Genomic DNA, 13158 nt, shown 5'->3' with positions numbered 1-13158 from the left:
CGATCGTCGCTCTCGGCAACAGGCGGCGCGCCCGGCCAGGACGTGTCGCATGTGCGCGCTGTCGAAGGAGGCGCCCAGCAACATTTCGGGTGAAGGCAACGCGGGCATCGCGATCGATCGTAATCTTTCTCTGCAACGAGCGCCTGATCGCCGGTCAGCAGTTTCAATCGCGATGGGCTCCGGCTCGTACCCATTATGGAGATCACATGTTCGTCCCGGACCCCGATGCCGGCAACAGGTCTGCTTCGGAGCGTCGCGACGGAACTGGGCGACATGGTTGCGGTGGAGTAAGCGCCCTCCCCTGGGTCAACAACCCCGTCGGTGACGGCCGCGACCGCATCGGCAATCAAGTCGTCGCTGAAAGGCCGCAAGGTATCTGTCACGACATAGCGCGCCGGCGAAGCTCCGCCCTTGCGACGGGGATTCGTTGTAAGCCGATCAGACGGCAACGCCGGCCAGATGAGCGAGAACTTACCCTCGGTGTGGGTCTCGACCAGGCTCGACGTTCGTCGGTAACTGCCTACGAGTCAAGGTCGTAGGGCTCGTGGCCCAGGTCGTTGTGATGAAGCGCCTCTGCCATACACCTGATGTCGAACGCCTGGCCGCACGCCGGGCAGAGGACGAAATACTCCTCCTCCCGAAGTGGCGATGCATCGTGGTCTTGGGGGATGACGATGTCATTGTATTCGTCGGGCATTGGGTCCTCCGGCAACGCCGCCCGCCATGCTGGAACGCCTGCCGGCAGGATTTATTTCAAAGTTACTGCGCCTAAGAAGAAGCCCTGGGCATCGATCGTGGCCCGATGTCCGGTTTCGCTGGCAATAACCTTGCCGAGGCCCGCCGCTCCGATGAAAGGTGATCTGATGGGCATCAGCTGCGCAAAATAGCTCGGAAATCGGGCACTGGGGTTGGGCTGTTGAAGCGCACTGTCTTGCCGGCAGGTCATCCAGTCGCTGGCGGCGCTGGCGGGACATCGTCGGCTATTTCTTGCCTGAGCCTTGGTCCTTTGCTGAGCCGGCGACCGAGCGCATCGACGAAATTGTCGTAGCGCTGCAAACCCTTCGCGCGGGCTTCGGCCTGAGCGGATTCCGGCAAGGCTGGGGTCGAATTGAGCCAAAACCGGACGAACAATGCGAGCGTCTCAATAGCAATTCCGACGTCGCGTTCGACACGCTGCACACGTCGATCGATCTGGTCGAGGCGTCGAGTGATCGCGGCTTGCTTTCGCTCTTCGGCATCCGGCGACAGGAACGACGCGAGCGCAGCCTCGGCAACCAGTGACAGCGAGGCCTCGCGCCGCTCCGCGTAGTCTGCCAGCGCGTTCATCACGTCAGGATCAAGATAGGCAGAGAGACGTTTTTTCTTGGCGTTCTTCATGCGCTCAAAGCTCAATGCCATCATTGGGGTCAAGGGCGGCCTGACGAGCTGCGCGTCTCATGGCTTGATCGACACTGCGGCGACGAACGGCGTCATCGTCGGGCTCGTCCCTGTCGAGGTCGAACTCATCGTCGCAGCGTGGCGTTCGTTCCGGCGCGATGTCTTCGTGTTCGGGAAGCTCGGGCTGGCGGCGAATGCCGCCATTGGCCGGATCCTCGTCCTGCTGATCCCTGGCAAGCCTCAGCTTGCGAGATTTGCCTTCCGGCTCAGCAAGAAGTGTCGTGTTGGTCCAGTCGTCAGAGCGAGCGTTCTGCGTTGTCCCTCCGGTCCTTGGTGGCGGCAAGACACGCTCGGCAAGACGCGGGTCGGCAAAGTAGCGTGCCTTCTTCGCACGGATTGGGAACTGGCCCGAGATCATAATGATCGCCTCGGTAGGCGGCAGCTGCATGATCTCGCCCGGCGTCATCAGTGCACGCGCCGTTTCCTGCCGCGACACCATCAGATGCCCGAGCCAGGGCGACAATCTGTGCCCCGCATAGTTTTTCATGGCGCGCAACTCGGTCGCGGTCCCCAGAGAGTCTGAGACGCGCTTGGCCGTCCTCTCGTCATTCGTGGCGAAGCTCACCCGCACATGACAATTGTCGAGGATGGAATTGTTCGGTCCGTAGGCCTTCTCGATCTGATTGAGCGATTGTGCAATCAGGAACGACTTGATGCCATACCCGGCCATGAAGGCCAGCGCGCTTTCGAAGAAATCGAGCCTGCCGAGCGCGGGAAACTCGTCCAGCAGCATCAAAAGACGCTGCCGGTGATCCTTCGCGTGAAGATCTTCGGCGAGCCTGCGGCCGATCTGGTTAAGCACGAGTCGCATCAGCGGCTTTGTGCGACTGATGTCCGATGGCGGCACGACCAGATAGAGCGTCGTCGGCCGTGCCTCCTCGACAAGGTCTGCGATCCGCCAGTCACAGCATGACGTCACCTTGGCCACAACTGGATCGCGGTAGAGGCCCAGAAAACTCATGGCCGTCGAGAGCACGCCGGAACGCTCGTTCTCGGACTTGTTAAGCAGTTCCCGAGCAGCCGACGCCACGACGGGATGCGGGCCTGCATCACCCAAATGCCGCGTCAGCATCATGGCGCGCAGCGTTGCCTCGATTGGCCGCTCTGGATCGGAAAGGAAGTTCGCCACGCCTGCGAGGGTCTTGTCTTTCTCCGCATAGAGCACGTGCAGTATTGCGCCGACCAGCAACGCATGGCTGGTCTTCTCCCAGTGGTTGCGGCGTTCCAATGTGCCTTCTGGGTCGACCAGGACATCCGCCACGTTCTGCACATCTCGAACTTCCCACTCGCCCCGTCGCACCTCCAGCAGAGGATTGTAGGCTGCGGATCCAGCATTGGTCGGGTCGAACAGAAGCACCTGGCCGAAACGAGCCCGCCATCCGGCCGTCAGTTCCCAGTTTTCGCCTTTGATGTCGTGGACGATTGCCGAACCCGGCCAGGTCAGTAGTGACGGTACGACCAGGCCGACGCCTTTGCCGCTTCGGGTCGGTGCGAAACATAGCACGTGTTCCGGACCGTCGTGGCGCAGATAGTGTCGGCCCAACATACCCAGGATCACCCCATCCTGACCGATCATCCCAGCGGCCTTGATTTCGTCTCGCGTCGCCCAGCGCGCCGAGCCGTAAGTCGTGGTATCCTTTGCCTCGCGCGCCCGCCACAGCGACATCCCGATCGCTGCGACGATAGCCATGAGGCTTCCGCTCGCCGCAATCGCCGCGCCCTCCAGGAAGACCTTCGGCGCGTAGGCGTCGTAGAAAAACCACCACCAGAAAAAGGCTGGCGGCGGGTAAACGGGCTGTCCAGCCAATTCGAACCACGGCGGACCGAGTTGGCTTTGAAAGCCGAGCCGCCCTGCCGTCCACTGTGTTGCTCCCCATGTTGTCGCGACGACGATCAGAAAGGCGGTGAGGATCTGGCCCCATAAAACCTTGCTTGCCGGCATCGGTCGTTTCCCAAATGGATGATCGGAACAACCGAAAAGCTCGAATTCCTAAATTCGCAAGAAAAAAGGGGCGGTCGAAGCAGCATGGCGTACCCGGACGTGGAAAGACTTGCCCGATGCGATCTCGAATGTTGAACGAGCATAGGGGGGCTGCTTTCTTCTGGAGCCGTTGAGCCGCTACTTGCCCAATGATAGTTAGTTGTCTCGGCTCAGATGGCATTCGACGAGATGGACGGGTTCTTGGGGAACCACGGATTGCGCATGACCAAATGAACAAGAGTCCTCAGCGGCGCGCCGAGCCGGAGAACACTCTAGTCCCGGCAAGTGGTGGTCAGCCGTTGTGCTGAGCTCGAATCTTACCGCCTCCCTGATCGGTAGCGCGATAGATCCAGAGCCGACTCGATGAGCAGACCCATCAAGTCTGTTCAATTTTGTTAATCAATTCAGTCACATCAACTATTGCCATGGACTTTCGTTGGAACTGTTGCAAGCCGCGCCGGCCTCACGGGTCGCGGAATCTATTCGGCCGCACCTAAGTTCCAGATGTCCCGATGCAGGCGCCATGTCCCGTCGTCCCCTTTTTTCCAAACGACAATGTACTTGCCCGCAACGGTGGAAGGGGCACCGCCTTTGCTCGGCACACTGAGCGTAAATGCGCCAACTTCGTAGGCGAGATTCCCGCTCCCTTCCACTTCCAGCGCCTTCAGGGTGAGATTCTTCATCCCGGCCTTGATTGCGCCCTGCCAGAATTCTTCCACGCCCTTGCGGTCATCGATGCGTTTGCCGTCGGGTGGCAGCAGGGCGGCATCGTCGGTATACATTTGACCTACCGCTGCTGCGTTTCCGCTGTTGAAGGCGTCCATGAATTTTACCAACGCCGCTTCGATGTCCTCACGAGCCGAGTGGGGGGCCGCAGACAATGCAGACGAAAGAAGCAGCACAGCAGCAAATGCAAATGACTGAACCAGTCTCATTTCGTCCTCCCTTGCGTGCCCGACATGCCCACCCGATGAATAGCGCCGACCCGAGGGCGCCGCGGCGTTCGATGGCCAGGCGCGGATTATATTAGACTTATCTGATATGACGGCGCAAGCGCAGCTGCGACCCTCTGAACGACCAGCGTAGCAGCTGCCGGAGAGCTTCAAAGCGGCGGCTACCGCTCACTGCCTCCTCGTCTCGACGAAAGAATTCGTTCGAATGATGCTTTTCCGCGGCTTTGCTCGCAAGTTTTCGTCAGCCAGCACAGGGCCTCCTCTTACGCTCGCTGGTCGTCAAGGCCCAGCGGCCACTAGCTGACAGTCCCCCCGCAGCCAAGCCGCTGGGCCCTCGACGTGGGGAACGAGCATTGGAGACGATGTCGCGCTTTCCGTTACAGCCCGAAGGCGGGTGACAGATGACCGCGTCAGCCTCTCCACCCCGAGCTACGATTTCACGCATTCGATCAGGCACAGCTCTCTCGGGCTAGCGCGCCAAGCATGAGTTAGCTCCCGAATGAGCAGGTGCCGCCCAGTTCAGCTTCGGCCCTTGCGCGCGCAAGGTATTGGCCGAGATCGATCGGCAGTCCGGTCGGCAAATTGGGGCAGCGATGGCGAGAATGAATGCCGGGAACTTCCCTTCGGTGCCGCTTCGTCGATCTGTTTGCCGAGAAGACGCGCGCGCTGCGTGCCGCCCCCCATACCGTAGAGAACTCATTTCAGGTCACACACACACACACACACGACGCCACCGAGATCCTGCATCACTTTTCTACTCCGACGCCGCCACGTCACCAAGATCAGTCGCGAGCGTGATCGCGGCTATCAAATCGGGATCGCGCGCCGGAGCGCTCTATGAGTGAGCCCCGAACGGCGCGCTGCTCCTCGAGCAATCCGGCTCGACGTAAGGCGGGCCATCCGTGCCGGCCTCGTGACTAACAGACGGGCGAATGGCGGTTCCTGGACTCACCTTTTTGTCTGAAGTCGCTTCCTTGAGCCGGTGGCGGAGTTCTTGCTTGATCGACTTCAGCACCGTCTTAGAATCGGTTTTCGGAAAATTTGTCTTGTGGCATCAATTTTCATGGGATAGGGTCATTTTTCATAGGTTTTGGCTCGAACTAACCAAAATTCGATGGAAGGATTCGCTTTTCATGCCTGCGGTGCAACAGCACCAATTTTCAGGTCCTGTTACCGTTTTTCAGGAAATCCGCCTTCCTGAAACGGCGACCCCGGCCGGGTACAGCGCCCTGATCGGAGCCTACAGGCTCGCCGTGCCCTTGCCCCGTAGGTTGTTCGCCACGGGCGAGCATCATCGCATTACCGAACGGGATGGCTGGCGGATCATGACCCCCCGCCATGCCCCAAATCCTACCCTCGAAGGCCACCTGACCTTTGCGCTCAAGTACGAGGGACTGAACCTTGCCGTCCTCAAGCGGCTGTTCCAAGTGACCGGTCCCGCGCCGATCGAGGCGCTGGTCCGTGAAAGCCCGACCGGCAGTTATGCCCGACGCATCTGGTTTTTATATGAATGGCTGAGGGGCGCGCGTATCGATCTGCCGGACGCGAAGGCCGGACGATACATTCCGGTTGTCGATCCCGAGCTGCAGTGGCCGGGACCCGACAAGACCGCTTCGCGCTACCGCGTAAGGGACAATCTCCCCGGCACGCGTGAGTTCTGCCCTCTGGTGTTCCGCACCAAGATTCTCGAAAAATTCATCGGCCTTGAACTACCGCGGCGCGCGGAGGCAATCGTAGCGGACGTGCCGCGCGACCTTCTTGCTCGGACCGCCGCCTTTCTTTTGCTCAAAGACTCGCGATCAAGCTATGCGATCGAGGGCGAGCACCCGCCGCAAGATCGCATCCAGCGCTGGGGCCGCGCCATCGGCGAATCCGGCCGCTGGCCGATCAATCGCGATGAGCTGCTGCGTCTGCAAAGAATTGTACTTGGCGACGCCCGTTTCGTAAGACTTGGCTTCCGAAAAGAAGGAGGTTTCGTCGGTGAGCATGACCGAGACAACGGCACGCCCTTGCCCGATCACATCAGCGCTCGGCCCGAGGACCTGCCGCGGCTAATTGATGGAATGGCGGCGTTCGATCAGGGCCCCGCGCAAAACCTTGATGCAGTCGTAGCCGCCGCAATCCTCGCCTTCGGCTTTGTCTACATTCACCCGTTCGAGGACGGAAACGGCCGCATTCACCGCTACCTAATCCACCACGTCCTTGCCATGCGCGGCTTCAATCCGCCGGGAGTTGTCTTTCCCGTCTCGGCCGCGATCCTGGACCAGATCAACGAGTACAGGGGCGTGCTCGAGAGCTATTCGCAGCGCCTTCTGCCGTTGGTGGAATGGGAACCGACGCCGCAATTCAACGTCCGGGTGCTGAATGACACCGGTGATTTCTACCGGTTCTTCGATGCAACCCCGCACGCCGAATTCCTCTATGCCTGCGTTCAGCGGACGATCGAACGGGACCTTCCCGAGGAAACCGCATTTCTGCAGCGCTACGATCAGTTCCGGCAGCAGGTGGACGCCTTTATCGACATGCCCGAGCGGTTGATCGATCTGCTCTTCCGTTTTCTTCACCAGAATGATGGACATCTATCGAACCGCGCGCGCGAAAAGGAATTCGCCGCGCTGACCAATGACGAGGTAGGAAGAATCGAGGCGATCTACGCGCAAACCTTTGGTCCCCATTGAAGGTGTGATCATCAGGATCGATTTTTAGTCCGACGGTTTGCGATTCCCTTGTCCCTGCCTTCATCTCCGACGCTTGACTTGTCGCCGAGACATGCACGATTTTTTCCGCACGGTCTGACCGGCGGCCGATCAGCCGCGGCCAGAACGCGCTTGACAAACCGGAGCCGTCCCGTCCAACCTCACGCATTCACCAGGGGAGTCCCGGCAAGGGGCTGAGATACTGCTGGCATTCGCGGCGCAGTGACCCGTTGAACCTGATCCAGTTCATACTGGCGTAGGGACGGTGCAAGCGCTTTGCGGGAGTTTACGCCCGAGATCCTGTTTCGGCAGGTCGACAGAAGCGTCTTTTCATCCTCCCGGCACAGAACTGGGTCTCCAATGCAACGAGCAAAGGAGCCTCAAGATGAATGCCCTCACCCCCGCCGTCTCGACGGGACCGCTGCCCGCCTCACGAAAAATCCACAAGCCCGGTGCCATCCACCCGCAGATCAGGGTACCGATGCGCGAAATCTCCGTCCATCCGACGGCCGGCGAACCGCCCGTCACCGTCTACGATCCGTCCGGCCCCTATACAGACCCGACTGTCGAAACCAGCATCGAAAACGGCCTTGCCCGGCTTCGCCACGAATGGATTACGGCGCGGGGCGATGTCGAAGCCTATGACGGCCGCCACGTGCGGCCGGAAGACAACGGATTCGCCGCAGGCGAGCGCCTGACGCCGGAGTTTCCAGTCCGTAACCGGCCGCTGAGGGCCAAGTCAGGCAAGGCGGTGACTCAGCTTACCTATGCGCGCGCCGGCATCATCACACCCGAAATGGAGTTCGCCGCCATCCGCGAGAACCTTGGTCGCGAGATCCTGCACGGCAAGCTTGAGCGCGACGGCGAGGCTTTCGGCGCGACACTGCCCGATTTCGTCACGCCGGATTTCGTGCGTGATGAGGTGGCGCGCGGACGCGCAATCATTCCCGCCAACATTAACCACCCAGAGAGCGAGCCGATGATCATCGGCCGCAATTTCCTGGTCAAGATCAATGCCAATATCGGCAACTCCGCTGTCACCTCCTCGATGGCCGAAGAGGTCGAAAAGATGGTCTGGGCGATCCGCTGGGGCGCCGATACGGTGATGGACCTGTCGACCGGCCGCAACATCCACAACATCCGCGACTGGATCGTCCGCAACTCGCCGGTGCCGATCGGCACGGTGCCGCTCTACCAGGCGCTCGAGAAGGTTGGCGGCATTGCCGAGGATCTGACCTGGGAGGTGTACCGCGACACGCTGATCGAACAGGCCGAACAGGGCGTTGACTATTTCACCATCCATGCCGGCGTGCGGCTGCATTACATCCCACTGACCGTTGACCGGGTCACGGGTATCGTCTCGCGCGGCGGCTCGATCATGGCAAAATGGTGCCTGCACCATCACCGGGAAAGCTTCCTCTACGAGCACTTCGCGGAGATCTGCGACATCTGCCGCGCCTATGACGTCTCCTTCTCGCTCGGCGACGGCCTTCGTCCCGGCTCGATCGCCGATGCCAACGATGCGGCGCAGTTCGCCGAGCTGGAAACGCTTGGCGAGCTGACGAAGATCGCCTGGGCGAAGGATTGCCAGGTGATGATCGAGGGGCCTGGCCACGTGCCGATGCACAAGATCAAGCAGAACATGGACAAGCAACTCGCCGTTTGCGGCGAGGCGCCGTTCTATACGCTTGGCCCGCTGACGACCGACATCGCGCCGGGCTACGACCACATCACCTCCGGCATCGGCGCGGCGATGATCGGTTGGTTCGGCACCGCCATGCTCTGCTACGTCACGCCCAAGGAACATCTCGGCCTTCCCGATCGCAACGACGTCAAGACCGGCGTGATCACCTACAAGATCGCGGCGCATGCCGCCGACCTGGCGAAGGGTCACCCGGCGGCGAAGATCCGCGACGACGCGCTGTCGCGGGCCAGATTCGAGTTCCGCTGGGAGGACCAGTTCAACCTGTCGCTCGATCCCGAAACAGCGCGGTCCTTCCACGATCAAACCTTGCCCAAGGAGGCGCACAAGCTGGCGCATTTCTGCTCGATGTGCGGACCGAAATTCTGCTCGATGCGAATTTCCCACGACATCCGCGCCGAAGCGCAGAAGGAGGGCATGGCGGCGATGGCGGCGAAATACCGCGAGGGCGGCGATCTCTACGTGCCGGCGGACGAGACCGGCGCACCGCTTTCGCCACAGGCGCATGAGCCATCATGAAGGTGCTGGTCAAAGGGGCCGGCGTTGCCGGCCTCACCGCCGCCTTCGAGCTCGCCGCACGCGGCGCGGCGGTTTCCGTTGCCGAGACAAGGCCTGGCCTTGGGGGCAATGCGTCGTGGTTCGCCGGCGGCATGTTGGCGCCATGGTGCGAGCGCGAAAGCGCCGAGCAGCCGGTGCTGGATCTCGGGCGCGGTGCCGCCGACTGGTGGGATGCCGCAACGCCCGGCCAGGTGACGCGGACCGGAACGCTGGTCGTGGCCGCGCCGCGCGATGCGGGCGAGCTCGACCGGTTCGCCAGCCGCACGACGGGCTATCGGCGCGTCGAGGAAGATGAAATTGCCTTGCTGGAGCCCGACTTAGCCGGCCGCTTCCGCCGCGGATTGCTCTTTCCCGATGAGGGCCATCTCGATCCGCGCCAGGCGATGGCAGCGCTTCATGACAAGCTCGCGGCCATGGGTGTCGAATTCCACTTCGGCGCCGACGCCCAGCATGTTTTTGGTTTCGATCGTCAGATCGATTGCACGGGAATGGCAGCCGCCGATGACAGGTTGCGCGGCGTTCGCGGCGAAATGCTCATCCTGCGCACCCCTGATACCTCGCTGTCGCGCCCGGTCAGGCTGCTGCATCCGCGCTTTCCACTCTATGCAGTGCCGCGCACCGACCACCGTTTCATGGTTGGTGCGACGATGATTGAAAGCCAGTCCGCCGGACCGGTTACGGCGCGCTCCATGTTGGAGCTGCTGGGTACCGCCTATGCCCTCCATCCGGCCTTTGGCGAGGCCGAGATCGTTGAAACCGGTGTTGGCGTCCGTCCAGCCTTTCCCGACAATTTGCCGCGCGCCGAAACGAACGGTGAGATCATCGCGATCAACGGGCTCTATCGTCACGGTTTTCTCCTGGCTCCCGCCATGGCGCGCCAGGCTGCCGACCTGGTTTTCAATCAAGACGGAACCAAGGAGCTTGCTCATGAAACTGATGGTCAACGGCAAAGTGCATGAGGTTGCCGCCACCACGCTGGCCGAGCTGCTTGCCGCGCTTGACTATGAGGGCGATTGGCTCGCGACCGCCGTCAACAACGACCTCGTGCACAAAGCCAGCCGGGCGGAATTCCAATTGAACGACGGCGACCGGATCGAAATCCTCTCGCCCATGCAGGGAGGCTAGCCATGTTCGATCTTCTCGGGACGACGCTTCCCTCCCGCCTGCTTCTCGGCACGGCTCAATATCCTTCGCCGGCTATCCTTTCCGATGCGGTCAAGGCGTCGGGCACGTCGGTGCTGACCGTCTCCTTGCGCCGTGAAATGGCAGGCGGCAGGGCCGGCGAAAAATTCTGGTCGTTGATCCGCTCGCTCGGCGTCAGAATCCTGCCCAACACTGCTGGCTGCCACTCCGTCAAGGAAGCGGTCACGACTGCGAAAATGGCGCGCGAAGTCTTCGGTACGAGCTGGGTCAAGCTCGAAGTGATCGGCAACCACGACACCCTGCAGCCGGATGTGTTCGGTCTGGTCGAAGCCGCCCGCATCCTGTGCGAGGACGGTTTTGCTGTATTCCCCTATACTACCGACGACCTTGTCGTTGCCGAGCGGCTGCTTGCGGCGGGCTGCAAGGTCTTGATGCCGTGGTGCGCGCCGATCGGTTCCGCTCTCGGACCGATCAACATCACGGCGCTGCGCTCGATGCGCGGACATTTCCCAGGCGTTCCGCTGATCGTGGATGCGGGGCTCGGACGGCCGTCGCACGCGGCAACCGTCATGGAGCTCGGCTTTGACGCCGTACTCCTGAACACCGCGGTCGCCAAGGCGGCCGATCCGGTCGGCATGGCGCGTGCGTTCGGCAAGGCGGTCGAGGCCGGTCGTGAAGCTTTCAACTCGGGAATGCTCGAACCGCGCGACGTCGCCGTGCCGTCGACGCCGACAATTGGCAGGGCAGTTTTTTCATGAAGCTCGACCCCTTCTACCTGATCGTCGACAGCGCCGCCTGGATCGAACGGCTGGTGCCGCTTGGCGTCAAGCTGGTTCAGTTGCGCATCAAGGATAGGGACGAGGCCACGTTGCGGACGGAAATCCGCCGCGCGAACGGCGTCTGCGCGGTCCATGGTTGCCAACTGATCGTCAACGACCATTGGCGCACGGCAATCGAGGAAGGCTGCGACTTCGTCCATCTCGGCCAAGAGGATTTGGCTGCGGCCGACCTGCTGGCGATTAAGTACGCCGGATTGAAGCTCGGGCTCAGCACGCACGATCATCTCGAACTGGAAACGGCTATCGCTGCCGAGCCCGACTATATCGCGCTCGGCCCCATCTATCCCACCATCCTGAAGCAGATGAAATGGGCGCCGCAAGGGCTCGAACGGATCAGCGAGTGGAAGCGCCGGGTCGCACCGATCCCATTGGTCGCAATAGGCGGCCTCAACCCCGACCGGCTCGACGGTGTCTTCGAGGCTGGTGCGGACAGCGCGGCGGTGGTCACCGACATCACGTTGAATGCCGATCCCGAAGCGCGCACGCGAGAATGGATCGAAAAGACAAAGCCATGGCGCTGAGTCGAGAACCGCATGTGCTCGTGGTCGGCGGATCAGACTCCAGCGGTGGGGCTGGAATTGCACGCGATATCGAGACGATCGCTTCCATTGGCGTGCGCACCTGCCTGGCTGTCACAGCGCTGACGGTGCAGACGCACGAAGCCGTGATGGAAATCCATCCTTCGCAGCCCGATCTTGTGGCCGATCAGATGCGCGCCGCGCTGCAGGCCAACAAGGTGGCGGTAATTAAGATCGGCATGCTCGCAACGGCCGAGATCGTCGTTGCCGTCGCGGCTGTGCTACGCGAAAATCCGCAGGTGCCGGCAGTGCTCGATCCGGTGCTGGCCTCGAGCTCCGGCCGGGGGCTTCTGGAAGCAGGTGCCATCGCTGCCATGAGGCGCGATCTGATGCCGCTTTGCTGCCTTGTGACCCCCAATCTCCTCGAGCTGGCGGTCCTTGTTGGTGCGGAACCGCCAGCCGACGAGAGCGACGCGGTGAGACTGGGACGGAAATTGCTGGCAGCCGGCGTGCCGGGCCTGCTGATCAAAGGGGGCCATGCATCAGGACCTCGATCAACCGATATTCTGTTGCGTTCCGATCAAGAACCAATCCGCTTCGACGCACCTCGTCTTGTCGCATCAATGCGCGGGACGGGTTGCATGCTGGCTAGCGCGATTGCGGCGCATCTGGCGAAGGCGAAGCCGCTCGAAGACAGTGTGCGCGAAAGCAAGCGGCTTGTCTTGGCCATGTTTAAGAAGAATGCAGCAGACCGACGAAACTTGTAAGATTTTCCAACTCTCGAAAGACACGCCTGCCTCTCGCGGGTCCGGGCTGGTAATTTCCCCTCCTAATTCACCTCACTCGACAGGAGTAGTTTGACGCCCTCGCCAGGCGGCGACCGCGAGATCAACGATGGCGAGGCGGCCGTCGTGCGCCGTATCTAGTGCGTTGTGTGGCATCCTTTCCCCACATCCGACTGTGATCCTGGAATTCACCTTGGTCGCGAGCTCCTGCTAAACGACGCCCCTCGACGGGAGCGGTCGATCCCGCGTCTCGGCTGCGGCGGCGCTAGGCTGACGCTCCTTAGGCCGTCCTGTTGAACCGGACTCGGGATCACGAACTGCCTCCGACAATGAATGAACATTGTCCGTCTTACGGCCATTTCATCGTCACCGCCGGTGTGCTCAAGCGATGCAGGCCATCCCTGTCATTCAAGGGATTATCGGCTTCGAAAAACAGTGAAGCTTCATCCGTCCTTGCATCCGCTTCGCTCAGGCTCAGCAGACGTCAGCAGGTTCTTCACCACGTTAAGAGCGAGGGCGTGTGGCTCAAGCCGGCTTGGCACGAGG

The 13158-nt window shown here is 61.4% G+C and carries 11 protein-coding genes and 1 riboswitch; of the genes, 7 read left to right on the top strand and 4 right to left on the bottom strand.

Annotation, left to right across the window (positions count from 1 at the left end):
* Positions 1-520: 520 nt before the first annotated feature.
* From NKI58_RS18790 to NKI58_RS18775, 4 genes are all read right to left on the bottom strand, one after another.
* Positions 521-697: a hypothetical protein gene (locus NKI58_RS18790; RefSeq protein WP_352708175.1), complete on the bottom strand. Its 177-nt coding sequence runs from the start codon at positions 695-697 to the stop codon at positions 521-523.
* A gap of 245 nt (positions 698-942) precedes the next feature.
* Positions 943-1398 (bottom strand): CopG family transcriptional regulator, encoded by a 456-nt coding sequence (locus NKI58_RS18785; RefSeq protein WP_502896939.1) that lies wholly within the window; start codon positions 1396-1398, stop codon positions 943-945.
* The gene (locus NKI58_RS18780) at positions 1382-3379 is read right to left on the bottom strand and encodes a conjugal transfer protein TraG (protein WP_352624550.1); all 1998 of its coding nucleotides are present in this window, start codon (positions 3377-3379) and stop codon (positions 1382-1384) included. Before NKI58_RS18780 ends, NKI58_RS18785 begins: the two co-directional genes overlap by 17 nt.
* Before the next feature lie 518 nt (positions 3380-3897).
* A complete protein-coding gene (locus tag NKI58_RS18775) occupies positions 3898-4353 on the bottom strand; it encodes a YybH family protein (protein ID WP_352596050.1) in 456 nt (151 codons plus the stop codon).
* A gap of 1151 nt (positions 4354-5504) precedes the next feature.
* Here NKI58_RS18775 and NKI58_RS18770 point away from each other — a divergent pair.
* The 7 genes from NKI58_RS18770 to NKI58_RS18740 all read left to right on the top strand — a co-directional run bounded on the left by NKI58_RS18770 (position 5505) and on the right by NKI58_RS18740 (position 12594).
* Positions 5505-7049, top strand: a complete 1545-nt coding sequence (locus NKI58_RS18770) for a Fic family protein (RefSeq protein ID WP_352596059.1) — start codon at positions 5505-5507, stop codon at positions 7047-7049.
* Between the two features lie 182 nt (positions 7050-7231).
* Positions 7232-7348, top strand: a riboswitch (TPP riboswitch).
* Positions 7349-7452: 104 nt separating this feature from the next.
* Complete coding sequence (gene thiC, locus NKI58_RS18765; RefSeq protein ID WP_352708177.1) at positions 7453-9288, top strand: phosphomethylpyrimidine synthase ThiC; 1836 nt, start codon at positions 7453-7455, stop codon at positions 9286-9288.
* Positions 9285-10286, top strand: coding sequence for a glycine oxidase ThiO (gene thiO, locus NKI58_RS18760; RefSeq protein WP_352853587.1), 1002 nt, complete (start codon positions 9285-9287; stop codon positions 10284-10286). Before thiC ends, thiO begins: the two co-directional genes overlap by 4 nt.
* Positions 10255-10452 (top strand): sulfur carrier protein ThiS, encoded by a 198-nt coding sequence (gene thiS, locus NKI58_RS18755; RefSeq protein WP_023679205.1) that lies wholly within the window; start codon positions 10255-10257, stop codon positions 10450-10452. The genes thiO and thiS overlap by 32 nt, the downstream gene beginning before the upstream one ends.
* 2 nt (positions 10453-10454) lie before the next feature.
* On the top strand, positions 10455-11228 hold the full coding sequence (locus NKI58_RS18750; RefSeq protein ID WP_352853585.1) for a thiazole synthase: 774 nt from the start codon (positions 10455-10457) through the stop codon (positions 11226-11228).
* Positions 11225-11830, top strand: coding sequence for a thiamine phosphate synthase (locus NKI58_RS18745; RefSeq protein ID WP_352596356.1), 606 nt, complete (start codon positions 11225-11227; stop codon positions 11828-11830). Before NKI58_RS18750 ends, NKI58_RS18745 begins: the two co-directional genes overlap by 4 nt.
* Complete coding sequence (locus NKI58_RS18740; protein WP_352640790.1) at positions 11800-12594, top strand: hydroxymethylpyrimidine/phosphomethylpyrimidine kinase; 795 nt, start codon at positions 11800-11802, stop codon at positions 12592-12594. The genes NKI58_RS18745 and NKI58_RS18740 overlap by 31 nt, the downstream gene beginning before the upstream one ends.
* Positions 12595-13158: the final 564 nt, after the last annotated feature.

The sequence above is a fragment of the Mesorhizobium sp. M0522 genome (assembly GCF_040321085.1).
In the GTDB taxonomy this organism is placed as follows: Bacteria; Pseudomonadota; Alphaproteobacteria; order Rhizobiales; family Rhizobiaceae; genus Mesorhizobium.
This window is presented reverse-complemented; position numbering and strand designations above follow the sequence as displayed.

What these genes read in the sequence shown, in the direction of transcription:
- NKI58_RS18790 (WP_352708175.1), bottom strand. Translation starts at nt 697, where the DNA reads ATGCCCGACGAATACAATGACATCGTCATCCCCCAAGACCACGATGCA.
- NKI58_RS18785 (WP_502896939.1), bottom strand. Translation starts at nt 1,398, where the DNA reads ATGGCATTGAGCTTTGAGCGCATGAAGAACGCCAAGAAAAAACGTCTC.
- NKI58_RS18780 (WP_352624550.1), bottom strand. Translation starts at nt 3,379, where the DNA reads ATGCCGGCAAGCAAGGTTTTATGGGGCCAGATCCTCACCGCCTTTCTG.
- NKI58_RS18775 (WP_352596050.1), bottom strand. Translation starts at nt 4,353, where the DNA reads ATGAGACTGGTTCAGTCATTTGCATTTGCTGCTGTGCTGCTTCTTTCG.
- NKI58_RS18770 (WP_352596059.1), top strand. Translation starts at nt 5,505, where the DNA reads ATGCCTGCGGTGCAACAGCACCAATTTTCAGGTCCTGTTACCGTTTTT.
- thiC (WP_352708177.1), top strand. Translation starts at nt 7,453, where the DNA reads ATGAATGCCCTCACCCCCGCCGTCTCGACGGGACCGCTGCCCGCCTCA.
- thiO (WP_352853587.1), top strand. Translation starts at nt 9,285, where the DNA reads ATGAAGGTGCTGGTCAAAGGGGCCGGCGTTGCCGGCCTCACCGCCGCC.
- thiS (WP_023679205.1), top strand. Translation starts at nt 10,255, where the DNA reads ATGAAACTGATGGTCAACGGCAAAGTGCATGAGGTTGCCGCCACCACG.
- NKI58_RS18750 (WP_352853585.1), top strand. Translation starts at nt 10,455, where the DNA reads ATGTTCGATCTTCTCGGGACGACGCTTCCCTCCCGCCTGCTTCTCGGC.
- NKI58_RS18745 (WP_352596356.1), top strand. Translation starts at nt 11,225, where the DNA reads ATGAAGCTCGACCCCTTCTACCTGATCGTCGACAGCGCCGCCTGGATC.
- NKI58_RS18740 (WP_352640790.1), top strand. Translation starts at nt 11,800, where the DNA reads ATGGATCGAAAAGACAAAGCCATGGCGCTGAGTCGAGAACCGCATGTG.